We start from the raw sequence: 24632 nt of genomic DNA on the forward strand, positions 1-24632 counted from the left end.
CTGCTACACACATATCTCGTACATCTGATGTGCTGAGATGCCCCACGATGATGATTCCCCCTACCAAACGCGGCATGCTGGGATGGTTACACAGTGGCAGTAGAAATCTTGTGGTAGCCCGCTCAATAGAGACAATCATGAAGCAAGCGCCCACCTCAAAGATTAGTTACAAGGGTATCCGACCCCTACAGGAGCTGATTACCGCCGGCATTCCTGAATTTGCGAATACAAAGAGTCTGCACTATTCCCCATAATGTGAGAATGATTCACGATGAAGTGCTCGAACCCATAGGAGACCTCCCGCCGAGGTTAATAAAACGAGAGAAATTCGGCCGTATAGCGTCCAAAGAAACTTGGCATGTTCCGGATTGGAACAAGTTTCCATGTGGAAGCAATGAGCAAGCACGACAATATAGAATAAAGTTCCGACGGAAATTAACGAAAAGGTGAGCCGCCACTTTCGCTTAATCGCACGTTCGAGGGCGCTTTCTTTGGCCGCCGCAAATACCAGAGCAATCATTTGTACAATCGAAAAAGCCGTGATCTGGTTTCCAAGCTCCCAGTATTTGGTGGCCATTTCTTCCATGGATCTTATCCTCGCTAAAGTTTATCTAACGGAAAGTAGAGGCCAGGTGTACCAAACAAGATTAAAGTGCATGCCAGACGCTCTCGAGGATTTTGAATAACATCCTTACTCCCTCAAAAATACCGTAGCCAACCGCTGCAGACACGAGTGCAAACTTGATCCCTGCACACCACCCCGCCGTTTTGGCCAACGCCTCAGTGGGACTTGAGCGAATCATCACAAGGAGCGCATAGTTTTCCACCGCATCCAACGGCCCAGCTAACAAAACCGCCCACGAGAGGAGCATGCCGATTGCAGCCAATGTACTATCTGGGGAATCTGCCAACATTCCACAGATCAGGGACAACAGAAGCGGATAGAACATCAGGAACGCATAGTCTAGCTGTAGTTGCTTACGCGCGACATTTTTCAGTTTCTCCCAAGAGTCAAGAATTTTTATGGCATCTGATCTGCTCCAGCTCAGTTGTAATGACACCATACCTTTTGGGGCATCCGGTGTTTTCAGATCTTTACCTTGAGCTTTCAACTTCCAAGCCAAGGGAACAACTGTCACTAACAGCACGGCCGAAAAGCACCATTGATACAACTCGGGGAGCCATGCAAAAGGATGCATCATCGGTCTCAACGAATTACTGTTCTTGCTTCAGTTGCTTGTTCCATGGCTAGAGAGGCGGCCGAACTCGCAACTCCGGAATCGGGATGGGTGTGAAAGGGATTGATTTCTCAAGATGCTCCATTTCCTGCGCGAGCTGCGCGAGCTTCTGCACGAATATGACGAGGTCGGCGCAATTTTGGCTCGTGATCTGGCTGGTATAACCGGGCGGGCATTCTTGCTTCATGCTTATCTTCAGATCGTTAAGCAGTTTGCAGAAATCGGTTGCATAGATGTTACTTTTGCTGTTGAGACCGACGGCGGAGACCACTCCCGGCGCTCTAGCAGCCAGCATTTTGAGCAAGACATGTAACCGGACGAACCGGTGCTCGTCCCATCCCGTCACAGAACTCCCGTTTTGAACTGAACTGAATTTTTGCAGTAATTGCCTAATAGCGTTCTTGCCACGAGCAGCAACCGCTTTAATATCGTGCTCATCCATATTCAGATTTAGCCCACCCTCAGTTTTATTTAGTCGGACTCGGGCTACTCTATCTCTGACTCCTGGCATGCGCGTAAGCGAATTGTCGTTCCAGTTCTGCATCGATCCGACAATCGCACCCATGAACCAGCCCAATGTACCGGCATCTTTTTTTTGCGCCACTTCATCGGAAAGATAATTCCAACGCTCTTCGTATCCTTCGTTATATGTTTTGGCGATAAATACGTCAGGCTGACCATCGACTTTTGGTTCTAAAGTGAGGCCGAATGTAGGCCACCGAGGCAGTAAATCGTCGAAGAGGTGTATGGGGAAATTAGAACTAATACCCCCATCAGAAAACCAGCAGCGTCGGGGTTGCTTGACAGCTGAGCCTGGGACAATGCAATGAAGTGGAATAGCTGTCAGTAGGAACGGGAAAGACAAACTCATGCGCGTCGCCAACAAAACTGGAAAATCATTGGGAGGTGGTAAGGCTAGGAGACCCTTTTTACTCTTTATTTCTCGATCGGATGGCGACTTCTCGATCATCCAGAGCACGACTTCTTCTGGCAGGCATCGTATCATCTCCTGTTCCATAAAAAAGAGTTCTTCTTTCTCTTCGAGTGGGAAAATATACGGCCGCCCATGCGAGAGGTTTGTAGAGAACATTTGAAGGTCGATTGAATGAGGCGTGGAGTCATCCGATCCATCGGCCTTTCGCAAGTCACCGAACGTCAAAGGTTTATCCTTGATCGTTCGACCGGCTGCGGCTTGAATAAGACCGTGCAACCACGGAGTGAGTGCTTCTTGCCCCAAACCATTACAGAGGCCTAAGTCGTTCTCGACTAGTCGCCTGGTGATGTCCACATAAACCCAATAGCTGATCAGAGCTAAGGCCGTGATCGTGAAGAAGGTACTGAAGACGAGAGAGGCGGCAAGGAACCCGTATAGACCTGTGTCGATATAGAGAGGTGGCTCCGGTTGGTTGGACAGTTTTTACCAGTTCATAAGTGGCGCCTGGCGGATTGCTGACTACGCGGCAGTCCGTCGTGTGGTCAGATTGTCATAATAGACCTGGTCGGGCGTCTGGCCATCAAGCGCCTGATGCGGTCGGGTCTGGTTGTAGAACAGCAGATAGCGCTCCAGCCCCTGATAGGCAGTGCTGACCGTGTCATACGCGTGCAAATAGACCTCCTCATATTTCAGGCTTCTCCACAACCGTTCCACGAAGACGTTATCCCGCCAGCAGCCTTTGCCGTCCATGCTGATCTGAATGCCGTGGTCTTTCAAGAGTCCCGTGAACTCCTGGCTGGTGAACTGGCACCCTTGATCCGTGTTGAAGATCTCGGGGCAGCCATGCTGCGTGATCGCCTCTCGCACGGCGTCGAGACAGAAGTCCGTGGTCAACGTATTGGAGAGCCGCCAAGCCAACACTCGGCGACTGGCCCAGTCCAAGATAGCGAAGAGATACACGAAGCCGCGTCGCATCGGAATATAGGTGATATCGGCCGCCCAGACATGATTGGGACGACAGATCGTGAGATCACGGAGGAGATACGGGTAGATGGTGTGGGCCGGATGCCGCCGACTCAGATGCGGTTTCCGATACAGCGCCTCAATCCCCATCCTGCGCATGAGGGTGACCACCTGGCGTCGCCCAATGGCATGGCCCTCCTGCTGTAACAGATCGCGCAGCATCCGAGCCCCGGCAAAGGGATAGTTCAGATGCAGCTCGTCAATCCGCCGCATCAACGCCAGCGTCGTCTCGGAGGTCGGCGTCAGCTGGTAATAGGCGGTCGAGCGGGCCAGCTGCAGGAGTTGGCATTGCCGCACAACCGGCAAGGGATGCGTGCGATCGATCATCGCTTTGCGCTCAGCAAGCCGGCCTTGGTGAGCGCGCCTTCTAAAAAATCATTCTCCAAGGTCAGTTGCCCGATCTTCGCGTGCAGGGTCTTGAGATCCGGAGCCTCCGCTGATGGTTTCGTCCCACCAAATACGTCCGAGGCTCGCGCCAGCAACTGCTGTTTCCATTCTGTGATCTGGGTGGGGTGGACGCTGAATTGCTCGGCCAATTCGGCCAGGGTCTTATCCCCTTTGACCGCGGCCAACGCCACCTGTGCTTTAAAGGTGGCTCCGTGATTCCGTCTCGTGCGTTTCATTGCCTCGCTCCTTTGTGTCGCCACCTTCCGGTGGCGTTGGTGAAGCCAGGCTCCCACTTATCACACTGTCCGAATTTCCGAAGCCCTCTCTTAGATGGGGTCAATGGCTTTACAGTAGAGGAGGACAATTCCCAGCGCAGAAGCCATCCCCGTTATTGTTGCGACCATGGTTGCCGGCCAATACGCCTTCATAAGCCCGAAAATGATATGAAGGATTCGCGAAGATGTCGTTCCTCGGTTTAAGGATGCTAAGAGCACGGAAAAAAGCCGGCTCAGATCAGGCTGAGGTTGAAACAAACTGAGCAGTTTGCTCTTGCCTGGGGCAACCAAACTGCCAAGCTCATCGGGAAGATCTTTTAAGAGTCCGAAGCCCTCCAGTGAACCGGTCTGTCGCCGTTGGTATTCCGCTGCGGCGGTCACTGCCGCCGCAATGGCACCGGCGGAAGTCCCCCCAATACTTTGGAAGCGATAGTGGCAGGAGAGTTCTGCAATCGCCGCGGGATATACTACGCCGCTTGCAATCCCACCCTTCATGACGAGATCGCAGAAGGGTAAGAGTTTATCTGTTGAGGTCTGAGTATCTGTCATAACAACCACCTTCTCGTTGCTTTCTCACGGTCAAGTTGAGGATACCCACAGGATTGCTGTGATCATTGAGAATCCCCTCTCCACAAACGACAATCTGTTGGCTCCCCTCCAACCATCAACGACTTCGTCAACGTCTAGTCTCTCAAGCCAGGCGTCATTTTCTGCTGTCTTCATATCTTATAATTTCACTCTTCGAGTTGTTTTACTTGGCCTCCTTCGGATTCGCCGCATCGCCAATAAATACGATCGCTTGTTCATATTGATCCAGGACGCGATTGCGATCGGTCAAAATGTCTGTCACCTGGCTTCCCACAACCTTGTTCACCTCGGCTACAGCCAACTCTTTGAGAGGATCAGACGCAACAGAGGATGGCATTTTCTTGATTTCCGCCGACAACAGCCTGCCGAGTCGAGAAAGGGCACCCACATCCTTCACGATAGCCTGTCCAGGATCCTGGTCCGTCTTCTCCTTTAATGTTGCGGCCATCTTATCCCACACGACGATTTCCGCCATTAATGCCTGATCCAATGAATCCTTAAATTCCTTCTTGTCCTTAATGTCTGTATGTGCCTCCCACGCCGCGATCAACGTGTCCCGGAGTTCCTTCGCATGCAGACGCTCGAGTTTAGCCTTGACCTCATCCGTATGGGTTTTATAGGCGCCCTGATGCTTTTCCAACACCTTCTGCAAGGTAGGTGTGCTTGGATTTTTCTCGAGCTCTTCTTTAGATGCAGATGCATCACGCAATGCACGAGGGAGATCGATCGGCATCTTGGCTCCCAAACTGAAAAGAGCCAGATTCTTAGCTGATTTTGCTATATCCTCGGTGTCTCCAAAGTAGCGTTTGACGTACCAGTTACCGACATCATCCTTCACCAACGCTTGGTTTGAGAACCCTACTCCCGACACACGTACACGATTGATATTTTGCCAGTATTGTTTATCTAGTTCGGAGGTCAATGTCCGATCTTGCTTCACCGAGGGGTTGAGAATATCCCGCAGTTCCGAAGAAAACGGAAGATTGCGAAGCCCTTGCTTCAGCAGCATATTATCCCAGGCCAAATTGGGATCTTCTTGTAGGGATGTCGAAGGAAAGCTGGTCCGCAGATACGCAGAAGATGGCCGGATGTAGATCATGCCCGCTCGATGACTGTAGGCATTTTCCAAGGCCTCCGTCGCCCGTTTGCTCTCTTTTGAGTCTTGACCAAAGCGCTGTGTCACATCCATCTGGTGATGGCGAAGGAAGGCGATTACCGCATCCATAACTTCTCTCGGACTTTTGAAGTCATTGGGGTCCAGCGGTGGTACCCCAGAGGAAGGGACACGTTTCAATAGGACCTCTTGAGTGTCTTGATATGGTTTCTTTTTTGCTGGATCTTGTTCCAGATCCTCTTTGTCCTTCAAGTAGGAAAGCAGCAACCCATATATCGTTTTGGGAGAGGTAAATGATCCGTGCTTCTCCGCCTGTTTGAGGACGTCGGCCTTGGCAGCTTCAATTTTCTCTTTGGCGGTCTGCAATGTGGCTTCCTTCTGAAGAGGCTCCCCTATCCGTTTTTCCAGCTGTGTCTTTTCCGTGTTCAACGCGACAATATCCTGTTCGAGACGATCAAACGCGGCCTGCTTTTCATCGCCTATCTTTTCGAGCCGCGCAACCCCCTGTGTTCGCTTGGTTTCCAATTCACCAATGTGTGAAACGAACTGGTCTAACAGGACGGGTCGGTCCTCCAGAGATGCCTGATTCTCACGCTTTCGATAGTCTGCAAAGGCTTGCGTGGCACCAGAAGACGCGACATGGTTCAAGGCATCAGTCCATCTCTGAACATCTTCCTTAGTGGGAGGAGTGCTGTTGTAACTTCCTCGAACAACCGCCAGTGCGTCCTTTAGCGATGGGCCACTGGCGCCTTTTAAAAAGTCATCCTCATCTTTTGGTTTGTCTACTCCCCATTGTGATTTGACCTGTGTGATCACGTCTTTCGTCAGGACAGCATGGATTGCTTCAAGTGTCTTGAGCGAATTGCGATAGTTATTCAGGTCTGTCTCGGCTTGCGATAATACTGTGGTGGTCTTGTCCTTTTCGCCATACAATCCCGTTTTAGGATTTGCGGTGGGATTACCAAGGCGAGTCTCTATTTCCGCCTTTCTGGCGTTGGCATCGGCGAGCGTCCTCTGAGCGGCCTGCCTGTCATTCTCCAGATCTTTGAGAAGATCATCCAAGACTTTCTTCGGATCCGGCGAGTATACGGAGCTGGCCGCCGCCACTTCAGCGGCCACTTTCTTCTGCCCTTGCTCGCGATACCGGTCCCGTTCGAGTAATTCATTGGCCGAGAACAAAATCGTGTTGCCGACCGCTTGCAACACTCGAACGTAGGACCGATTCCGATATTCAGGCAGCGTTTTAGTATAGGCGAGGTCTATTAGTTTGTCGCCAAGTAGTCCGCGAGCAAGATATTCCGCTCCTCCCAATAACAATCCGTTCGTACTTGGTGGTGAGACCAGTTCTTCATGGTTGGCTAAGAACAATATTTTTTGAGCGAACTCGACCAGGGCTTCAAGCAGCTTGGTTTCATCTTTATCGTCTGAGGTTTCGCTTATTCGACCGTCATGCGACTTGAGATAGACCTCCGTCAGCGCATGGATCCCCCTCGGCAATCGACCCCGCTCGAACCCTCCGGCCAAGATTCTCGTGAGCTCTCCGGCGGAGCGAACCATCCGTGCTTGGTCAGTTTGTTTGTCGCTGTCAACATAACTGCGATAGAGTCCTAATCGAACGATCCGCCGCGAGGCACTTTGGTTGACCACATCGATTAATTGTCCGATATCGCCGCCAGGAATCGCACGTTTCTCCGAGCGGTCAAGATCCAAAAGGAAATCGGCGGTGTCTTCCGGATCAGTGGTGAGCGCCCTCCCCAGGCTCCTCTCAAACCGCTCTGGATCGTTTCTGACCGATTCGTCGGTCCATAGGGCATTCTTCTCCGAGTCGGAACGGTTACACAGCAAGCCCAGCGCATCGACAGCCCTTTGCATGAGAGAACACTGATTCGTCCTTCCCACCCGATCGAGCGCAGAGACCACTTGGCGCACACTGGTCAACTCAACCACCAAGTTGACGGCGAGCTCTTTCAAGGAGCGGTAGCGATCCGTCTTTCCTTCATTCCGTTCCGGATTCCGTTCCAGTCGATCGATTTGGATGAGTAAGTGCAAACTCTCTTCCCAGAGTTCTCGTGTGGCCTGCCTGGAACTCCAATAGGCCTCGACCAGGTCTCGTATGCGCTCGTTGAGTCTCTTGTAAGCAGCTGTGCCCTGATCATCATCTCGGAATAATGCTTTGGTCTGCTTAGTCAGCGCCGGATGGTCGGCGTCTTCGCTTAGAAGTTTCCAGACGGCTCGAAACGGCAATCGGCGTTCGTAGGGATCGTTCTTGGTCTTGTAGACATCGGTTCCCTTCCATCCTTGAATCAATGCTTCTTCGATCGAGAGCTGCTCTTTCTTTTTGCTGTTGCCTTCAGCGGTCCTATCTTTTTTCTCACTCTTGCATTCAGCGGATGCTGCGGACTTCTCACCCAACGAAGCTGAGGCTTGCAGTGCATCCATCAGTTCCCCAACTTTTCTGACCGACGTTCCCGACTCTTCATCGCCAGGGACTAACAACGTTCTATATGCATCGAGCAGAGAGGTTGGTTTGGCCTTGCACTCCGTATTAGATGTGTCCTTTGGGGTAGCTCTCTTGTCTGATTGATCTTTCTTGTCTAATTGATCCTTCGGCCTAGCTTCTGTATCTGCTGTGCCTTGTGGCTTAAGTCCCTTTGCAATCTGATCAAAAACTTTTTGGTCCTTCTCCCGGTCGGCTTTGAGGGTAGATTGGGCAGCTTGCAATCGCTCCAACGCCTCGTGCAGCTTTTTTGCGTAGACTGCAAAATCCGGGCTAGCCAAATCCTCATAGAGATGAAGGATTCTGTTCACGCGACGCGCGACAGGCCGCTTCAAGCCGCACTCTTCTGTGTTATCTCCGCTCGTTTTGTCATCACTCTTCGTTTGAACTTTGCCGTTCTTCTCACCTACCATCAATTCGGGGATGTACCCATGTTCGTACCAATGCCCGTTTTTACCCGAACAGTTGTCACTATTTTTCGGAGGTACGCCATCTGTGTCTGGCCACTCGTGGTTGTTTCGGAGGGTAATCAACATCGGCTTGGCTGCCGTGGCCACCGCCACCAGTTGATGCAATTGCACATGCACTTCATTTACCAACGCGCCTTTATAGACATCGACATCCACGGTTAAGACGCCACAGCCAATCATCCCTGCCCCAAGCGCAAGTGCGAATCCCAGTCTCTTGATACCGACGAAGAGGTGCGACAGATTCATGGCTGCGCTCCTGTTTCCTTCGGAAATTGATCCTTGGCCGCCTCCAGCTGTGCCTCCACCAGGTGCTTTTCCGCTCGCACGTTCGTGATCGCTTCAAAGAGCAACCCATTCAGCGCGCGACTATCCTGATCGATCTTGGCTTGAGTCACAGCTCCTAGCGCTTCATCCATCGCCTTAAAGAACTTATCGGGGCTGGAGCCCATCAGAATAACCAACCGATGATCCTTCGGCACTTCTCGAAATCCTTCTGGACCGAACTGCATCAGGCGGCGTCCAATTGTCAACTTGGACAGCTCATCGGATTTCGCCTTAGTCATAACGATCTTGCCATCCTTCTTGTCGATCTCGACCGAGCTTCCCAATGAGTCGATCAACTCGGCCGGCACCCAGCCGGAGCCAAATCGCATCCAGCTGATGATACTGGCTTGCCCCCGTACTCGGACTCGATACAGCGCCGGTGGAACTTGTTCTTGAGGATCGAACGAGCCAAGGTAATACACCTGCTCAATATCATGACCAGGGATGACGGCCCCAACCCCCGTGCCAATCACCGCTCCAAGCGCCACGTTTTGTGGGATGGAGTTACATCCGGTGGTGAGGCTGACGGCAATCGGCAATAACAACCAGCAAGCGTTAACAGGAAATTTCATCTGCATCGTATAACCTCTATTATGGAAAGCGCTTTCGTCATGCATGTAGAGCAGCGGCATCCTAACGTTCTTCTTATGGAGAACCGGCTTTTTCTGATTTCTGCCCAGCTTCCGCTCCTTTTGCGCTCTTCCCAAACAAATACCCCGCGATGGCCCCAAGGATTCCAATGGGCGCAGTCAGTTGCTGATCTGACTTTGCAAGCGTGGCGACGAGTACCGTGGCAAAGATGACGAGGACGAGACCGCTTCCGGCCACGATGCTTTCAGGTGGGGCTCCTCGTTTATTCAGAATGGTTAGGACGAATGCCAGCGCAAGAATCGCCGTACCCATAATGCATAGCGCCAGGAGACGACGGTTGTCCTCTTCGGCAGCCCTGAGCAAGGAATATCCTGTGTCCACCTCACCCACACCCCCTACATCTGACTCTGCAGATGGTGCGCTAGCCGAGAAATGTTGCACTAAGCTGGAAACCTTTTCTGACTGGGGTTCCGCGTAGAGCGGACTAGACAATACGGAACCGAACATAACAATGCCAATTATCACTCTGTACATAATTATCCCTCACTCAATCTGGCGGAGCGCCTCGCTGTAATACTCGACTTGTGCCCAGTTTTTTGCCTTCGCGGCTGACTCAAGATTCTTTCTGAGCCCGTCCTTCAACTGTTGTTGTTCTGCACCGGAGAGCTTTTTGGCTTGCACAGAGAGATCCTCAATGCGCCTACGTTCTTGGGAAGACAGTTCAGGTGTGGTGCCCGGTCTCTGTACCATCGAACGTTGCTGTGCTGCCGAGGGTGGTGAATAGGGAAACAGTTCTGCCGACCAGGCTAGCCCCCCGATCGTTAACAATGCGGTGATGGTGAGCAGAGCGATAACAAGAAATCTGGTCAACAAATGCCTGTTGTGGTGGGGGTACGATGATGAGAGTGTGCCCTTAGCCTGCGCTAAGAGTATGAATTCAACCATGACAGCCTCCTCTACTTACAACGGTTCTTCCATCCTGTTGGGCGCGAGACAATACCAATCCCCCCGTATAAGCACGATTCCTCTTTGGAATAAGATAGAATGGCCCTGCGCGCACAGATCCTTAGTGCTCTATTTAATGTAGGTACTTATGTACCTATATCGCTACGAGATGCCATCCCACACGCTGCTATCCGCTCCCCCCAGCAAAGAACGGGCCGTGATGAAATGGTAAGAAAGACAGGAATGTTGAAGGATTGCACTGCTGCCCAAGGAAGGAGGAGACACTGAAAGTGAATCTTTTTCAATCCAGTGAATCTGAAAGGATTCAGCTGGAGGTCGCCCGCGATTGCGCCAGGCACAAGTCATGACTGCTCTCATCGGTCGTTAGACTCGAAGCAGTAAACTGAGTCGGCTCCGAGATCGAGAAACATCCCTGATCTTGGCTCCTTACACCTCAGGATTGATTCTTATTTTGGAACGTGGGCTCCGCTCACAACGTCTTCATATACTCGATCAAGGGCCAAACCTCTTGTTCCAAATCAAGCTCACCGCCATAGGTGAACGCATCATGTCCCGTATTCAAATTGCCTGACGTACCTGTATCCACCCAGGTTCCGCTCTTGTCGTCTTCTATGAAGCCGACATGCTTCGGATCAAACTGCCTCGTTCCGACGTAATACGGCTTTCGCTCTCCTGAAACCAGGAGCTGATAGAGATTGGGAACGGAGCCGTTATGTAGGTAGGGAGCTGTCGCCCAAATGCCATCGAGCGGGCGGGCCTTGTAGCGATCCAGCTTCGTCTCGTCCCTCCCAAAATCCAATCCCCATCGCCAAACGGCGGCAAGCGTTTCTCCCACAAACGGAAAGATCTCTCCGACATGGCTCCAACTGAACACAATATCCTTGACCGTGGGACCAGCGGCTACGGCAATCTTCTCTTGTCTGCCGTCTGAACCCCGCAATTCCCGGTGATCGGCATTGGCTACCATGTTGCCGTCCGTTTTCAGGTCTTTGACCGGGGTCATGGTGACCCGAAGGTATTTGAGTGGCTCTTCTCGCTTTTGATCGGCATGGCAACTCGCGCATTTCTTCTCAAAGACGACCCGCCCACGTTCCGCTTTCTCACGATCAATGGCCCCAAGGATATTCTCAGGCCATGCCGGAGATCGAAGCTTATGCACAAGGTGTTGTAACGTTCGTTGATTGCTGAGCGGAATCGTACTCGGCTCCTGGAACGCGCCGGCATGCGGATCATATTTGGCAAATGCGCCGATGCCCTGCGTGATATTGCGCACCATGGGAATGTCCGGAGCCACCCCGTTCCACTGGGTTTGATTGTGATGGGACGTGTCCCACAGAAACGGAAAGCTCACAGGGGCATCGTTCTTGGAAATCCCGACCGGCTCACTACCGGACATGAAGATGAGTTGATTGAAGATCAGCCCCACGGCATCAAGTCTCGCATAGCCTGGAGGAGTTGGAGGGTCGTTCCGGTGGTGCCACATCTCCCCTTCAGTCACGACGCGACCCAATCGCTCAAGCAGCACCTTGTCCCACTCTCCTGAAAAGTTCTTGGCGTACCGCTTGAACTTGTCCCCATTCTTCAGCCCGTCTTCATAGGTAGCCTTGAGCGCAGCTTGCAGATCCCACAGAAATTGGTTGAGATTGGCCATCGTGGGTGCACCGTCGATACGCATTTTCTTTCCTTGATACTCGATTTGGGCTGTATGACATGCCGCACAAGTTACACCAAGCCAGTTACCATGCCAGGCCTCCCTACCCGATGAAGTCGTGTTAATCACGAATCCGAGGGGCCAGTCTTGAACATCCTTGTCGATATCAGAATCCTGGTCCCTATCTGCCTTTTCCAATGGCAAGAACCGCCATCGATCAAAATTCGCTCGAGCAAAAAATTTATCGGTCGAGAGCGGCATTTCTAGATACTTGATCAACTCATAGGGAGCGATTTGACTCCCTTGATTGGTGGTGTAGAACCGGATTTGATCGGACTTGTCCCAACATTGCTGAAGATTGATGTGCGTCCCACTTGGATCCGGCCAGAGTTGGAGATTCGTGAGACAGGAGGTTGAAGTACATCCAGTCAGAATAAGGCACAGGCCCAATATGATCCAAAATTGCCTCATGCTTGTCTCCTTTACATAGGACATCGGAAATCGAACGCCGAGGAGGACAGGTCATTACCGTGCGAAGCGAAATACCATGCCGCCGCCCGAATGGTTGTCATAGTTCTTCCAACCATACCGTCCACTCCCTCTCTGCCTTTTAATTCATCACCGCTCAGAACCAGCAATGCCCTAACATTCCTGGTTCCTCAGCAAGGAACGGGCCAGCCATCACGTTCAGAAATCACTCTAATTTGCGGGAATTGCCGAGTTGCTTTCCGAGAAGGATCCTGCAGCGGTGGATCTCTTTTGATTCAGTGAACCGAAAAGGATTCAAAGTGCCTAGGGTGGTACCGATGCTGCCGCGGAGGGTTCTATGAGCAGTCTTGAATGATGGCTGTATCTAGAAGGAGGTGACTGTTCAGAAGCTATTCACACTTCTGCAGCAATGTTCCGAGGCATTTGAGCGTCCCCAGAGGATTGGTCAAGGACTTGCGCAGAACAGACCCAGGCGGGGGGTTGATCACATTACGCCCGGTGGTCGATAAGAAATTCTCGATCCCCTTCGTGCCTTCCTTCGCTCCATCGACGAGAACCCTCATGATCCGTGGCAACCACTGTATTGAGGGAAGCACAGGGGTAAGATCCGTTCAATCAAAACCTGGTTCAACCTCAACCGATTCCCTACTCTTTTGTAGCTCCCGTTACTCCCTCCCAACCCAATACATCGGGCGACGCTTCAGATTCATGACTGCAAGCACACGCACCCGATCTGATTTGATGGTATAGAGAAGCGCGTAGGGAAATCGGAGAAGGAGTCGGCGACGAATCGTCTCCGTGATCAGCGGAGCAGCTTCAGGGAAATTCGCAATGGCTTGAGTACAATGCTCGACTTCATCAAGAAACGCCGCTCCGAGACAAGGACTTTCTGACTCGTAATACTGGGCGGCTTCGTTCAATTCACGGCGGGCCAATCGATGGTACGAGACGCGCTCCATTCACTTCAGCTTGGCTCTCGCTTCACGAAACATGTCCTTCGCAGAAACGGCGGACTCTGGTTGAACATCCATCTCCGCTGATCTGCGCTGGGCCTCTTCAGCCCAGAGCCTAGCATTTTCCTCTTCGGACAGATCTTCCAAGCTCGCCAACAATTTTCCAGCCAAGCGGGCTCGGGACTTTGGATCAAGCTTCAGCGCCTCGGCTTCAAGTTCGGTGATACTCATGGACGCATTTTACTCCAAACCAGCTTCTTGAGCCAACGATATCATCTCGAAGTCTAGCTGACACATCAATCCTTCAACTGCGCTCATACTTCTCACAACAGAAATCACTCGCACTTCTGCAGCAACGTGCCGAGGCATTTGAGTGTCCCCATTGGGTTAAGCAGCGGCTTGCGTAGGACCGACCCAGGCGGGGGGTTGATCGCATTACGCCCGGCGGTCGACAAAAAGTTCTCGATCCCCTTCGTGCCTGTCCGTGCCCCATCGACGAGAGTCGCGATGACCCGCCCTAGCCCAAGGTCATGTTCGAACTCAACTCCCGCGACATGTACCTTGATCGGGTCCGGCTTGCCGCAATCCGGACCAGAAGGGAACGTCTCGTCCTTGTTGACCAATGCCGTGATCTCTTTCACTCGGTCTTCGGCGTCAACGTCATCACCCTCGCTCCACGAAGCCGACGTCAAAAACTCAGCCCGAAAACCATTTGCATCAGCGACAAACTGCGTCGGTGCATAGGTAACGGCCGCAAACGGTTTCGGCGCCGTGACGGTGACCGTCTTGATTCCACGAAGCACCTGATCCGCCTTCACCATCTTGGGAAGACCGATCAATGCAGGAATAAGGGTGGGCTTTCCCCCTCCCACGAATTGACTCAGTGTGACGCCAAGAGCAAGACCCTCATCATCCATGACCGTGATAGGGAACTTCGAACAGACAAGCTGATTCGCAATAACCAAAACCGGTACTCCTAGATAGGTGCGGAGTGCCAAGGACAGCGTACCAGCCAAGACAGGGGATGCGGTCCCTTCCAGTGTCGTGCGCTTCCCGACACCACCCCCAATTAATGGGTCAAAGTGGACATACATAATGGTGTTGGCCTCAATGTCCGCCGAAGCCGAATAGGCCAACCCATTTTCGCTCCATGCCGAGGTGACCTGCTTGAGGGTCACGGTTCCCCAGGCCGCATCACGACTATCCAACTCGACCGAAAACCCACCGGCTCCGAGCAGATTGTCCCGCCATTGTTTCTCAAATAGCTTGCCGCGGGATCTGATTGATTGAAAGGAGACGGTACGCTCATCGCTGGATCGCTCATTGAACTGCGCCGTGAGTTTCTCAAGCAACGGTTTCCTGACGATGACGGCTGAGTCACCGGATGCAAAGGTCAATCCGATCGCGGCGGCGCGAATGGCATAGGTCAACCGTCCAATTTCAGTCTCCAACTGCTCCGTCGGTACCCGGGCAACTGGTCTGGGTATATAGGGGGTCTTGTCGCCGTACCGTGCAAAAATCCAGAACCCCGAGTCGGTCATCAAAAACTGAGAATAGCGGGCCACGATCGGCATCTCGAACTTCGGACTGGCATAGGCGATCTTGATCTGAAAACCCTTCTCCTCGTCCTTCAGCACCTCACTTCCCGAAAGCCCCAACACAAGCTTGTCCAGCCTAGCTGTTGGTACCTTTACCACAAGGTCTTTTTCAATCTGGTCGATCATTCGGTTCCTAAGATAGTCGCGCACCGCCGCAATGTTGTGAAACCGCAGAGAATACCAGGAGAGATCGGGATGGAGCTCTCTCACCTTTACCCGAAATGCAAGTTGGTCTTCATGGGTGTCCGTATCCGGCTCGGGCGGCAGGAACAAGAGATCGCCTGTCATCGCTGCATCAAATTGGAGATGATTCGTGGGACTGGCAACGGAGACCTGAAGCGCTAGTTCACTGCGGCCGGCCCTACTGACCAGTTGAATGTCTTCTATCCTGATAGATAGATCTTCGAGACCCTCAGGTGGCTTGGCCGGAGTGATGATCAGCCCCTTGAGCAGCGACAGCAACTTGACCATGCCCCGATTCGAGATCCCGATCCCTAGGTCAGCCGCAGCATGTCCACCACCCTGCTGCTGAAGCTGATCTTGCAGCGCCAGGCTCTCATACACCGCCCGCTGATGGTCGACGATTAGTTGGCCTTCTCGGTCTGAACCACACCCAGACAGCACCATCGCCCACAGGGCTAGCAGCCACAGAGATCGCATGGAACTCTTGCTCATTGTTTTTCTATTTAACATCACATGCTGGGCATGTGGATGAACAAACAGGGGATCTAAGCTAGCCGCATAGTCGTCAGTATAACTGTTCACCCAAGTAGTGCGGTGCTACGGGTCGCTAGACTTCGCCCCTAGCCTTGGGACCAGGATAATCGTTACCCAAATCCCAACCAGCCGCGACACGTTGTCTAGCGTTCTGTAACAGCGAACGGTAATGAGGCATAAATGGTTCTACAAGGGAATCTTCCAAGGCCGCAGAGACTGCACCTAGCACTAGGAATTCAGAGACATCCGCAAATTCAAGACGATCGCTTTGTTTAAACCGCATCAAAAACTCGAAGAGAACTAGCGCTTCATCATTGGTGAGTTCGATATGCATACCATTACCCATGGCTACTTTCCTGTCGGCATATTCTCCGTTCGCTTCACGACCTCGATCGGCTGGAAGACGGGATCTTGTGACCGTTGAGACGATTCGGCTTCGACACGTTGGAGTATCCGACTACACCTCGCCCCTTATTTTATCTTCACAAGACCTTGTTTCGGATGTCTGCTTTGGCGGCCTCCCAATCGAGGAATTGAGATTGCCCCTCGGCAAGTCGTTGGCGGCGATCATCAAGGATATCGTTGTGCCACGCAGGGGACTCGATGGATTCTTGAAGATGTGTAGTGTCTTCCCTCAGAGACTCCATCGCAGCAAGCTTCTCATGGAGACTCGTACCTTTGAGTGTAAGATTATAAGGCATGGGGTCAAAACACCTCCCACCGAACCAGATTCAAGCCCGTAAGATTTCGCAGCTTCCCTTTATCATTCACGCCTACCCAGCTATTTGCCCACCGGAACATTCTCCGTTCGCTTCACGATCTCGATCGGCTGGAAGGCGGGATCTTGCGATCCTTGGGATGATTCGGCTTCGACACGTTGGAGGAATGTGGTCGGACCAGTCAGCGGTGCGTAATTGAGCCCAACTTCAACATCGAAGGTCTTGGTATCTTTGGGTGTGGGGAAGGTAAAGGTTTCCTCTCTCATCTCTTCTGGTCTCAGCACCGTATCCTCAGCCACCTTGACTGCTTCAAAGTCGAAGATCGTCGGCTGTCCCTGCGCGTCCAGATACGTCCGACCATAGACCCGCTTGTCACTGAACACCGTTTTGAGGTTCTTGCCCTTGACCTCCAGACTCAACACCACCGAAGCCCAAGCCGGATGGGTCGCCGGCAAGTTGTGTGGAACGAGACTTTGTACCTTCACCGTCACCATCGTATTGGCGCCATCGACTTTTGTCTGCACCGCTACCTTCGCCGCCTCCTGACGAAGCTTGCCCAAGCGCCCTGGGAAACTATGGTTTGCGACGGTCCGTTTCTTTTCCCCATTGGCTGATTCGCCTACTTGTTGCGGCATGTGGCAGGTCTGACATTCTTTACCGGACTTCACGGCCCGGCTCTGATCCCAATTCCCCAGCAAGTCGTTGGCCTTCCCAAGATTCACCGCTGATGGCACCGACTGATGACAGTTCAAACAGAGATCAGACTTCTGGAACAGACTCGATTCCATCGATTGATGGGCCAGATTCTGCACAAAGTCTTTGTAGGGTCCATAGAGTGTTTTTCCGCCGACTTCATACTTGGGCTCAGGAGGATGCTTCGCACGGTCCACGTGCTTGATCAAATGGCACTGACTGCAGGCCACGCCGTCCAATGACGGATCGCCACTCTTCGTTTGATCCACAAACAACTGGGCCTGCTCAGAGAACTCACGAACATGCGGCGCATGGCATCGGAAACACAGCGCCTGATCCTTTCCGCCAGGCGACTTCACATAGGCATCCAGTGCGGCACGGAACGCGGGAGAATGAATGGACTTGGCCAAGGGCGACGTTTCCCATTCTTCGTACACCCGCTCGTGGCAACGTTTACATTTATTGGAATGAGGAAAGGTCTTCTCGATCGCCGCTTGACTGCTCGAATTCTGAGCCTGCGCAAAAGCCGAGTCGCCACTCAACAAGGTCAGAATACCGGCTGTGATGACAATACAGAGCTTCACGACCGCTTTCATGCTCATGGGGCGGTGAGAAACTTGTCGACTAGTGAAGTTGTTTAACACGATAGGTCAGAAAATGTCGTTGTGTGTATTCATGGATGATCTTTCTCGCCTCATCACGATCCGCATCCGTCTGGAGCGAGCCAAGGTATTTCTCCTGTACCTCCGGTTCAGGAGCGGGAATCAGTGCATAGGTGAGCACTGCTTCAATCGACGAGGCAACTGTCCCACTCGGAAGTGTGAAGGCAAAAGGCACTTTTCTTGTATTGCCACCCTTGATGAAGGGATCCGGAATGGGGCCACGGAGAAGCTTGTCGTAGGACAATCCAAACCGCTGCGTCTCCTCCGTCAAGGTCTGCCCCTTGGCATCCTTCGCCGTCACGGTCAGGAAGAACTGTTTCAGCACCGGATCGCCATCGGGAAAGATGTGCGGCAAACTACCGACCTTCACAAGACTTCTTCCTTCCACAGTCGTGCCGGTCTTTGTCACCTCCACATCAATTCGAGGCATCCATTCCGCCTGTACGTTCCGATTCTTGAGCATCGTTCCGGCCACAACGACGCCGCGAAACCAATGGCGACCAATGGATCGGGTCATGGCACCGCGTCGTGACGTTGAACTCCCGGTTGAAGGCTCCATATGGCAATCCTGACAGATCGTACCTTCCAAGATTTCTCCGGGCAGATTCATTTGGGTGACATCTTTCACTTTGTCGAAGTGACAGGAGGCGCAAAAACTGGCTTCTCGAAATTGCGGCGATTGCACAGCCGGATGGACGAGATTCTCTTCTGGATTCGCATAGGGACCATAGAGCGTTCGTCCTGGCTGTAAGGTAAACGTCGGCGGCGAACTCGCACTCTTGTCCATTCCTGCCATCAAGTGACAGGCCGCACAGCCGATCCCTTCTACCCCCGACTTTCCGCTCAAGACTTGCCCGATGATCTTTTCGACATGTTCCGGAAACACCGTCACGGCAGGGGCATGGCACGACAAGCATCGCCGCTGCTCATCTGCTGTTGGATTCGTTTCTTTCCAAAGACCGAGGACCGTTCGAAAAACTGGTGATGTCAACGAGGTCCCGTGCAAGAGCGCGGCATCCACACGACCAAAGGTCTTCAAATCAGGCGTCTGCTCCCGGACGCCCTTCCACTCTTCATAATGCCGTTCATGGCACTGCTTGCAGTCTTCTGAACGGATGAAGACCTTTTCAATGTCCGCCACCCAATCAACCGCGATCTGGTCATTTAGCTTTTGCGTGTCTGCTTGCCCCTGAGCCAGACTGCTCAGGGGACTGACAAGTCCAACCAGCGACAGGAAACAGAGCGTCGCAATGCTCCATCTCCATCGTGCGCGACCACTCTGTGCGTTGGCCTTACCTCTCACACCTTACCTTTGACTTTTTACCGACCAGCGTTAGTCTCGTCTACATCCCACGAAGTGAAAATTCACTCCCCATCCGACCGGATCGCCGGGATCCGCCGCCTCATACGTTCCAACAGTCACGTTACACTCCTTCATGGCCTTTTTGATGGCTCGGCCGAAATCCGCCATGGTTCGAATCTCCTGTTTATTGATCTCCTTGATGACAGACCGCACTTTGATCCCGGCATAGTCTGCGCGGGAATTCCCAATCACCTCGAAGACCGCAACCCCTTGCGGTTTTTGAAGATTGAGTTCCTTCTGAATTGCCTCATCGACGGCACCGACGACGATTCCAAACTCTTCACCCAGCTTCGATGCTTCCTCCTCCGTCATTTCATCGGAGTGCGTCTCAGCCTGTGCCACCCAGACTGGGGCGACGAGGAGCACCGCCAGCAACACCACCCCCGGCAATCTCCCTCCGATCACATAACGCTCCTATGAACCGGCTCCCGGCTCATCTTGATTCGCAGGATGTTCAAATAGACTATTCAGCGAGGCCGCAGGGAGTCCGGCGACTGAGGCGTACCTTCTGGGGTACGTCGCAAGGAGACGGACGACCGAGAACAAAGCTGATAGTCTGTTTCAGCATCCTGCTAGAGTTTGGCGACAGGGTCGATGCTGAGCTGAAACCAAGGCGCCACCGCCTTTTGTCCGTTTCGCTCTTTATTTTCTCCGTTCCAGACAGAGAATGACACGGTTTGGATTCGTCCAGGAAGGAGTGTTGCTTCGTTCTCCTGCTCTTCGCTGAGGAGTGGACGTCGCATCATGACGTGCCACACTCCATCCCTCCAAAACCCTTGGCCCTGCACTCGCCCCTGTTTGTCTTTCGTCGTCAATGTGCTGAAACCGCCGCCGATGAGGTCTTCCACGGAAGACACTCGCCGTGGAATGACTTCGAACGTTCGCACGCCGCCTTCTTTCTTCTCCGGAGCGCGCGCGGCACGACGATCGATATCGCTCTGCCAGTCCGCCTTCCAATGCCAAATATTGATGTAGTGATCCAACTGCCCCATGCAAAAGAACGCCGGGGCATCACCGAGAGGGAACCCGATGGCCACTCCGTCCCGGAAGGTCCCAGGAGTCAGCCGATCGTTCTTGGTGTTGTCCTGCCACTCCAACAAAAAAGCGATCTCGGTTCCATTGTGAACGGTTCGCACGGTCAAGGCCCGAACCGTGGGCTCTGGCCAGACCGGCCTGGTAATGACTTGACCGCTGAGGGGGATCGTGATCGGTGAGGCCGTTTGCCAGACCGTATCATCGGCCGTCTTCGGCATCTCGCTTTGGATCAGGAACGATCGGATCGTCATCCCCTCGGAACTGACCAACGGAACCCCAAAGGCGCCGAGTACACTGGCAATGACGATCAGACACGATAAGAATCCAAGCACATGAAACCGAACGTTACCGATGGACGTCGTTCGCACCGTGCTCTACTCCGAGAAGTAATCGCACTCAGAATACCACAAACCTGATCGGGACACATGTGAGAAGACTGGAACGAGGAAGACTTAGGAGAGCTTCAACCGTCGGATCTTGTTTTCTCCGCGCTCGCAGATATAGAGATGGCCCTGCGAGTCCAACGCCAAGCCGACAGGAGAATTCACCACCGCCTCGATACCAAGCAGACCGTCGCCGTGCTTCAACTGCCCGGCCGATTCCTTCGCGACAAATCGAGCTGCGCCGCAGCCACCGATGTTCTTGTCTTCGTAGCCGCTGTCCCCATTTCCCGCGACCGTCGTGATCACACCGGTCTTGCCGTCTACCTTCCGCACACGATGATTCATGGTATCGGAAATGTAGAGATGGCCCTCTCGATCGAAGATCGCGGCTTCCGGAGCATGCAACATGGCTCGGACAGCCGGCTTCTCATCACCGTCATATCCATACCGACAGACCCCTGCAACGGTCGAAATCACACCGGTCTGGGCGTCAATCTTCCTGACACGATTGCTTCCCTTGTCGACGATGTACACATCGCCCTTGCCGTCGACCGTAATCCCGACGATGTCGTAGAGCCGTGCTTCCATCGCAGGCTTTCCATCGTCCAGATACATCGACATATCGAGCCCGTCGGAACAGACCGGCATGAGCCATCCTTGATCATCGCTGAAATCGATCCCGATCGCATCACCGGAGAGCACCACGAGGTTTCTGGCCACCAGGGGCTGCTCTCGCGCATCGTCCTCGGCCGTCCAAAATCCGGCGATCGTCGTCACCAGATCCGTGTGGGGGTCATACCGCCGAACCTTATGCGCCTGCGTGTCGGCAATGTACAACACATCATTCGGGCCGAATGCGATGGCTGCCGGCCAGGTCAGATTGACCTCGTGCGCTGGCCCGTCTCCGTTAAACCCATGCTGACCGGTCCCAACCACCGTCGTGATGATTCCCGTCTCATGATCGACTTTCCGAATCCGATTGCTGCCGGAGTCACAGATATAGAGATTGTTTCGGGAATCAAAGGCAACTCCCAGAGGCAGATAGAGGCCGGCCTCGCCACAGACTCCGTCATCGCCGCTGTAACAGGTTTCCCCAATCCCGGCGAAGTTGTGGAGCGTCCCTTCTTGCAGGTGCACACGTCGAATGCGATCCGATCCCGATTCCGCGAAATAGAACCACTGCTCCTCCCGATCGAGTGCCGCGTGATGAGGGAGCGGAATTCCCGCTTTCACTGCACGCTTGCCATCACCCGTGCTTCGGGCCTTCCCGTTACCAGCAAATGTCTCGATGTAGCCAACGGCCAATCCGAGTTCGGTTTCCATAAGTACGACGCTCTCTAGGGAACTGTTAAAAGATGATCTTACCGATCACGCACTTTCGACTCTCGGCGCAGAACGTTCAAAAAGACCTTTGCTCTCACCCTCCCCGAGCTGCTCAGGCAGCGCTAGCCCAGTGGTACGCTGAGCCTCTGAGCGAGGCGAGAACGCCGATGGAGGACTTTTTCAGCATCATATCCTGCTAGGCGCGAGGAGCAGGCTGCACCGTAGCCCCTGCAGACTGATTCAACGGAGCGCTCTGAGCCGGTGCGGCCGTGGCAACTTGAGGAGCCGCAGTCTGCTGCGCCGCTGCTTGGGCTTCGGCTTCGATGGCCTCTGCCTCATGGACGGACTTCTTAAAGCCCTTGATGGCCTTCCCCAGGCCTTCCCCTAACTGGGGAAGTTTCCCGGCCCCGAAGATGATCAACACGATCATCAGGATGAGGATCAGCTCGGTGAACCCTAGACTGCCGAACATAGGACACCTCTTCTAAAAAGGGGAGCCCCACGGCGTTACAGCCGTGGTCCCTTTGGTTTCTTCGGCGAAACTCGCCGAAGCTTGTCCTCCTTCGCCGAGGCTTGGGAGGACACTCGCTCGCATTCCTCCACAGCTTCATCCACCCTCCGTAGCAAGCTACTGCGAAGGACGAAGCAGCTGTGGCTTCCTGCTTAGGCGAGTGAATCAGGACTTCGAACCATCCTTGGCCTTCTTGGCAAACCTCTCTTTTAGTCGTTTCCTGGCCTCTTCCGCCTGCTCAAACATCTTGCACTTATCATACACGCTGATGAGATTGTAGTAGGCCAGCGGCTCGTCGGGATTGTGTTCCACCGCATTTTCCATGACCCGAATGGCCAAATCGGTCTTCTTATGATTGAGCGCGATTTCCATCAGCTTGAAGGCCGACTCCAAGTGCTTCGGGTCCAGCTCCAAAGTGCGAAGATAACACTGAATCCCCATGTCGATCGTGTTGTAATCGGACACCTGCGGATTATCGAGTTCAATATAGACCCCGGCGAGGTTGTACCATGCGATCGGATCGTCGGGTGTGATTTCTACGAGGCGTTCATAATACCCCTTCGCCTCCATGTACTGCTTCTTGTCCGCATAGAGTCTCCCCAGGTTGAAGAGCGCCAAGACGTCGTGGGGAAAGACTTGTAGCGCATGTTGGAACTGAGCCTCTGCCTCATCGGCCATGTTCTTCGTCGCATAAATCGTCCCCAGATTGGCATAATACATAGCCAGCGAACGATTCATTTCTGTGCGAAGGGATTCCGCCATCTCAATGGCCTTCTTGACCTCTGCCAATGCATCGTCGAGACGCCCTTTACTGAAATATAATTCCCCAAGCCGACAACGCGCCTGAAAATCATCCGGCTCACTGTCCAACAGCTTTTCAATCCCGGCGATTTCCTCATCCGGAGTGAGGGGCTGATCGGCAAGATCAACCCCGGTATCCCCTTGCGGGGGCAGAGAAGTAGGTGTGTCCATTATTTCACTCGTTCTGGGCGTTACGCCCGACCGGTCATCAATCCATCCGGTGCCGGCATCATTGGACCGGCACTCGTCGATACTGCTTCGGCCGTTGCTACTTTGGTCCGATCACAGGCCAGCAGCATCACCCCAAGCACCACCATCAACGTTAAGTTTGAAAACATCAACGCATAGCCGGCGATAAACATCAATCCGATTCCATAACCAGCTAATCTCCCCATGGCCACGAGCTTCATGACCGTGTAGGACCAACAGAGTAATCCTCCAACATAGACGGCAAAGGGGAGATAGAACGTATAGCCCATTCCGAACTGAAAGATCCACCCGATGCCTTGCGAGGCCTGCCGAAACGCGGACGCGAATCCTGGATCAATGCGTTCCAACAGATAATCGACCACAATGAGCGCCGTAAAGGTCCCCCCCGTGACCGCCCAAAACCAGATCGCCCGGCTGCGCTGTTGCCGATTCCTCGTTCGTAGCGAGAGGCTCTGACTCTTGCCATAGGCCAGAAACGCACAGAAACTGGCCAGTATCATCAAGGCCTCGCCCATGCGATGCGATTCGTACACCAGCGGAGGCTGCACGATCGTCCCCATCAGGCTATAGCTCGTCGATACGATCTGATAATACAGCCATCCCGATATGCCTAAAAAATAGGTCACCGCCAACACTCGTTGAAGCGGCTCGCGATGGGTCAGCACATAGTCCGACACAAATACGGCTAGCACCAACAAGGTCAATCCGTTGTAGATGATGGCGCCCAGCATCCCCGGCTGCACCACCAGAAACCCAACGGTGAGTAACAATAAAATGGCGATGCCGATGATCCCCAGTTTTACCAGCCGACTGTTGCCGGTCCCTCCCCATCGATTGACCATCGTGAGTGTAAGGGCTAAAAACAACAACACCGCCACAATGTTGAGGAGCCAGGCCCCCACTTCTGTCAAGGTCGTAAATGTCGGCGTAATCCATGGATGAGTCGCAGCCATCTTACTGAGATGCATACCCAGGCGCGACAACAAGCGATACAAGACGAGTTCGAGGAAGGACGCCAGAAGGACGAGCTTGATCGTATAGTCAAACAGCGGACCGAAGTCCGATACTTTCCCGATCACCCGTTCGCTCAGTGTCGCCGACTTCATAACTGAATCCA

The 24632-nt window shown here is 53.2% G+C and carries 24 protein-coding genes; all 24 read right to left on the reverse strand.

Annotated features, from left to right (window positions below; genetic code table 11):
- Positions 1-241: 241 nt before the first annotated feature.
- A complete protein-coding gene (locus COMA1_RS09975; protein ID WP_090747717.1) occupies positions 242-586 on the reverse strand; it encodes a hypothetical protein in 345 nt (114 codons plus the stop codon).
- Between the two features lie 61 nt (positions 587-647).
- Positions 648-1202 carry a hypothetical protein gene (locus tag COMA1_RS09980; protein ID WP_141654293.1) on the reverse strand — a complete coding sequence of 185 codons (555 nt, stop codon included), beginning with the start codon at positions 1200-1202 and terminating at the stop codon, positions 648-650.
- 46 nt (positions 1203-1248) lie between these two features.
- Positions 1249-2382 (reverse strand): patatin-like phospholipase domain-containing protein, encoded by a 1134-nt coding sequence (locus COMA1_RS09985; protein ID WP_141654294.1) that lies wholly within the window; start codon positions 2380-2382, stop codon positions 1249-1251.
- A 309-nt stretch (positions 2383-2691) separates the two neighbouring features.
- Positions 2692-3818, reverse strand: a protein-coding gene (locus COMA1_RS09990; protein ID WP_090744497.1) for an IS3 family transposase whose coding sequence is annotated in 2 segments (ribosomal slippage) — positions 2692-3563 and positions 3563-3818 — 1128 coding nt in all. Because the reading frame shifts where the segments join, the coding sequence is not laid out codon by codon here.
- A gap of 90 nt (positions 3819-3908) precedes the next feature.
- On the reverse strand, positions 3909-4406 hold the full coding sequence (locus tag COMA1_RS21825; protein WP_090747727.1) for a patatin-like phospholipase family protein: 498 nt from the start codon (positions 4404-4406) through the stop codon (positions 3909-3911).
- Between the two features lie 202 nt (positions 4407-4608).
- Positions 4609-8772, reverse strand: coding sequence for a hypothetical protein (locus COMA1_RS10000; RefSeq protein ID WP_090747730.1), 4164 nt, complete (start codon positions 8770-8772; stop codon positions 4609-4611).
- Positions 8769-9428, reverse strand: coding sequence for an AbrB/MazE/SpoVT family DNA-binding domain-containing protein (locus COMA1_RS10005; protein ID WP_090747732.1), 660 nt, complete (start codon positions 9426-9428; stop codon positions 8769-8771). Before COMA1_RS10005 ends, COMA1_RS10000 begins: the two co-directional genes overlap by 4 nt.
- A gap of 67 nt (positions 9429-9495) precedes the next feature.
- A complete protein-coding gene (locus COMA1_RS10010) occupies positions 9496-9822 on the reverse strand; it encodes a hypothetical protein (RefSeq protein ID WP_141654295.1) in 327 nt (108 codons plus the stop codon).
- Between the two features lie 162 nt (positions 9823-9984).
- A complete protein-coding gene (locus COMA1_RS10015; RefSeq protein ID WP_090747738.1) occupies positions 9985-10386 on the reverse strand; it encodes a hypothetical protein in 402 nt (133 codons plus the stop codon).
- A gap of 490 nt (positions 10387-10876) precedes the next feature.
- Positions 10877-12529 carry a di-heme-cytochrome C peroxidase gene (locus COMA1_RS10020; protein ID WP_090747741.1) on the reverse strand — a complete coding sequence of 551 codons (1653 nt, stop codon included), beginning with the start codon at positions 12527-12529 and terminating at the stop codon, positions 10877-10879.
- 407 nt (positions 12530-12936) lie between these two features.
- Positions 12937-13110, reverse strand: a complete 174-nt coding sequence (locus COMA1_RS21070; RefSeq protein WP_176697986.1) for a hypothetical protein — start codon at positions 13108-13110, stop codon at positions 12937-12939.
- 102 nt (positions 13111-13212) lie between these two features.
- Positions 13213-13506 carry a type II toxin-antitoxin system RelE/ParE family toxin gene (locus COMA1_RS10025; RefSeq protein WP_090747745.1) on the reverse strand — a complete coding sequence of 98 codons (294 nt, stop codon included), beginning with the start codon at positions 13504-13506 and terminating at the stop codon, positions 13213-13215.
- Positions 13507-13731 (reverse strand): addiction module protein, encoded by a 225-nt coding sequence (locus tag COMA1_RS10030; RefSeq protein ID WP_090747749.1) that lies wholly within the window; start codon positions 13729-13731, stop codon positions 13507-13509.
- A gap of 104 nt (positions 13732-13835) precedes the next feature.
- A complete protein-coding gene (locus COMA1_RS10035; protein WP_090747752.1) occupies positions 13836-15758 on the reverse strand; it encodes a putative periplasmic lipoprotein in 1923 nt (640 codons plus the stop codon).
- Between the two features lie 130 nt (positions 15759-15888).
- Positions 15889-16161, reverse strand: a complete 273-nt coding sequence (locus COMA1_RS10040; protein ID WP_090747755.1) for a hypothetical protein — start codon at positions 16159-16161, stop codon at positions 15889-15891.
- A 136-nt stretch (positions 16162-16297) separates the two neighbouring features.
- Complete coding sequence (locus tag COMA1_RS10045) at positions 16298-16516, reverse strand: addiction module protein (protein WP_090747758.1); 219 nt, start codon at positions 16514-16516, stop codon at positions 16298-16300.
- Positions 16517-16596: 80 nt separating this feature from the next.
- Positions 16597-17829 carry a multiheme c-type cytochrome gene (locus COMA1_RS10050; RefSeq protein ID WP_090747761.1) on the reverse strand — a complete coding sequence of 411 codons (1233 nt, stop codon included), beginning with the start codon at positions 17827-17829 and terminating at the stop codon, positions 16597-16599.
- A 22-nt stretch (positions 17830-17851) separates the two neighbouring features.
- On the reverse strand, positions 17852-19192 hold the full coding sequence (locus tag COMA1_RS10055; RefSeq protein WP_090747764.1) for a multiheme c-type cytochrome: 1341 nt from the start codon (positions 19190-19192) through the stop codon (positions 17852-17854).
- A 30-nt stretch (positions 19193-19222) separates the two neighbouring features.
- Positions 19223-19657 carry a PDZ domain-containing protein gene (locus COMA1_RS10060; protein WP_090747766.1) on the reverse strand — a complete coding sequence of 145 codons (435 nt, stop codon included), beginning with the start codon at positions 19655-19657 and terminating at the stop codon, positions 19223-19225.
- A gap of 167 nt (positions 19658-19824) precedes the next feature.
- Positions 19825-20655 carry an ethylbenzene dehydrogenase-related protein gene (locus COMA1_RS10065; protein ID WP_090747769.1) on the reverse strand — a complete coding sequence of 277 codons (831 nt, stop codon included), beginning with the start codon at positions 20653-20655 and terminating at the stop codon, positions 19825-19827.
- Positions 20656-20739: 84 nt separating this feature from the next.
- A complete protein-coding gene (locus COMA1_RS10070; RefSeq protein ID WP_090747772.1) occupies positions 20740-21993 on the reverse strand; it encodes an NHL domain-containing protein in 1254 nt (417 codons plus the stop codon).
- Positions 21994-22189: 196 nt separating this feature from the next.
- Entirely contained in the window at positions 22190-22465 is a 276-nt protein-coding gene (gene tatA / locus COMA1_RS21830; RefSeq protein WP_090747773.1) for a twin-arginine translocase TatA/TatE family subunit, read from the reverse strand.
- Between the two features lie 204 nt (positions 22466-22669).
- Positions 22670-23476: a tetratricopeptide repeat protein gene (locus COMA1_RS10080; RefSeq protein WP_090747776.1), complete on the reverse strand. Its 807-nt coding sequence runs from the start codon at positions 23474-23476 to the stop codon at positions 22670-22672.
- A 20-nt stretch (positions 23477-23496) separates the two neighbouring features.
- Positions 23497-24621, reverse strand: a complete 1125-nt coding sequence (locus COMA1_RS10085; protein WP_090747779.1) for a hypothetical protein — start codon at positions 24619-24621, stop codon at positions 23497-23499.
- Positions 24622-24632 lie beyond the last annotated feature (11 nt).

Source organism: Candidatus Nitrospira nitrosa (assembly GCF_001458735.1).
Lineage (GTDB): Bacteria > Nitrospirota > Nitrospiria > Nitrospirales > Nitrospiraceae > Nitrospira_D > Nitrospira_D nitrosa.

Bases quoted from the DNA above. Each gene is read 5' to 3' on its own strand.
- COMA1_RS10015 (WP_090747738.1), bottom strand. From the start codon at position 10,386: ATGGTTGAATTCATACTCTTAGCGCAGGCTAAGGGCACACTCTCATCA.
- COMA1_RS10025 (WP_090747745.1), bottom strand. From the start codon at position 13,506: ATGGAGCGCGTCTCGTACCATCGATTGGCCCGCCGTGAATTGAACGAA.
- tatA (WP_090747773.1), bottom strand. From the start codon at position 22,465: ATGTTCGGCAGTCTAGGGTTCACCGAGCTGATCCTCATCCTGATGATC.
- COMA1_RS10080 (WP_090747776.1), bottom strand. From the start codon at position 23,476: ATGGACACACCTACTTCTCTGCCCCCGCAAGGGGATACCGGGGTTGAT.
- COMA1_RS10000 (WP_090747730.1), bottom strand. From the start codon at position 8,772: ATGAATCTGTCGCACCTCTTCGTCGGTATCAAGAGACTGGGATTCGCA.
- COMA1_RS10085 (WP_090747779.1), bottom strand. From the start codon at position 24,621: ATGAAGTCGGCGACACTGAGCGAACGGGTGATCGGGAAAGTATCGGAC.
- COMA1_RS10005 (WP_090747732.1), bottom strand. From the start codon at position 9,428: ATGCAGATGAAATTTCCTGTTAACGCTTGCTGGTTGTTATTGCCGATT.
- COMA1_RS09980 (WP_141654293.1), bottom strand. From the start codon at position 1,202: ATGATGCATCCTTTTGCATGGCTCCCCGAGTTGTATCAATGGTGCTTT.
- COMA1_RS10035 (WP_090747752.1), bottom strand. From the start codon at position 15,758: ATGCGATCTCTGTGGCTGCTAGCCCTGTGGGCGATGGTGCTGTCTGGG.
- COMA1_RS10070 (WP_090747772.1), bottom strand. From the start codon at position 21,993: ATGGAAACCGAACTCGGATTGGCCGTTGGCTACATCGAGACATTTGCT.
- COMA1_RS10020 (WP_090747741.1), bottom strand. From the start codon at position 12,529: ATGAGGCAATTTTGGATCATATTGGGCCTGTGCCTTATTCTGACTGGA.
- COMA1_RS21070 (WP_176697986.1), bottom strand. From the start codon at position 13,110: ATGAGGGTTCTCGTCGATGGAGCGAAGGAAGGCACGAAGGGGATCGAG.
- COMA1_RS10050 (WP_090747761.1), bottom strand. From the start codon at position 17,829: ATGAGCATGAAAGCGGTCGTGAAGCTCTGTATTGTCATCACAGCCGGT.
- COMA1_RS10030 (WP_090747749.1), bottom strand. From the start codon at position 13,731: ATGAGTATCACCGAACTTGAAGCCGAGGCGCTGAAGCTTGATCCAAAG.
- COMA1_RS09975 (WP_090747717.1), bottom strand. From the start codon at position 586: ATGGAAGAAATGGCCACCAAATACTGGGAGCTTGGAAACCAGATCACG.
- COMA1_RS10040 (WP_090747755.1), bottom strand. From the start codon at position 16,161: ATGGGTAATGGTATGCATATCGAACTCACCAATGATGAAGCGCTAGTT.
- COMA1_RS10045 (WP_090747758.1), bottom strand. From the start codon at position 16,516: ATGCCTTATAATCTTACACTCAAAGGTACGAGTCTCCATGAGAAGCTT.
- COMA1_RS21825 (WP_090747727.1), bottom strand. From the start codon at position 4,406: ATGACAGATACTCAGACCTCAACAGATAAACTCTTACCCTTCTGCGAT.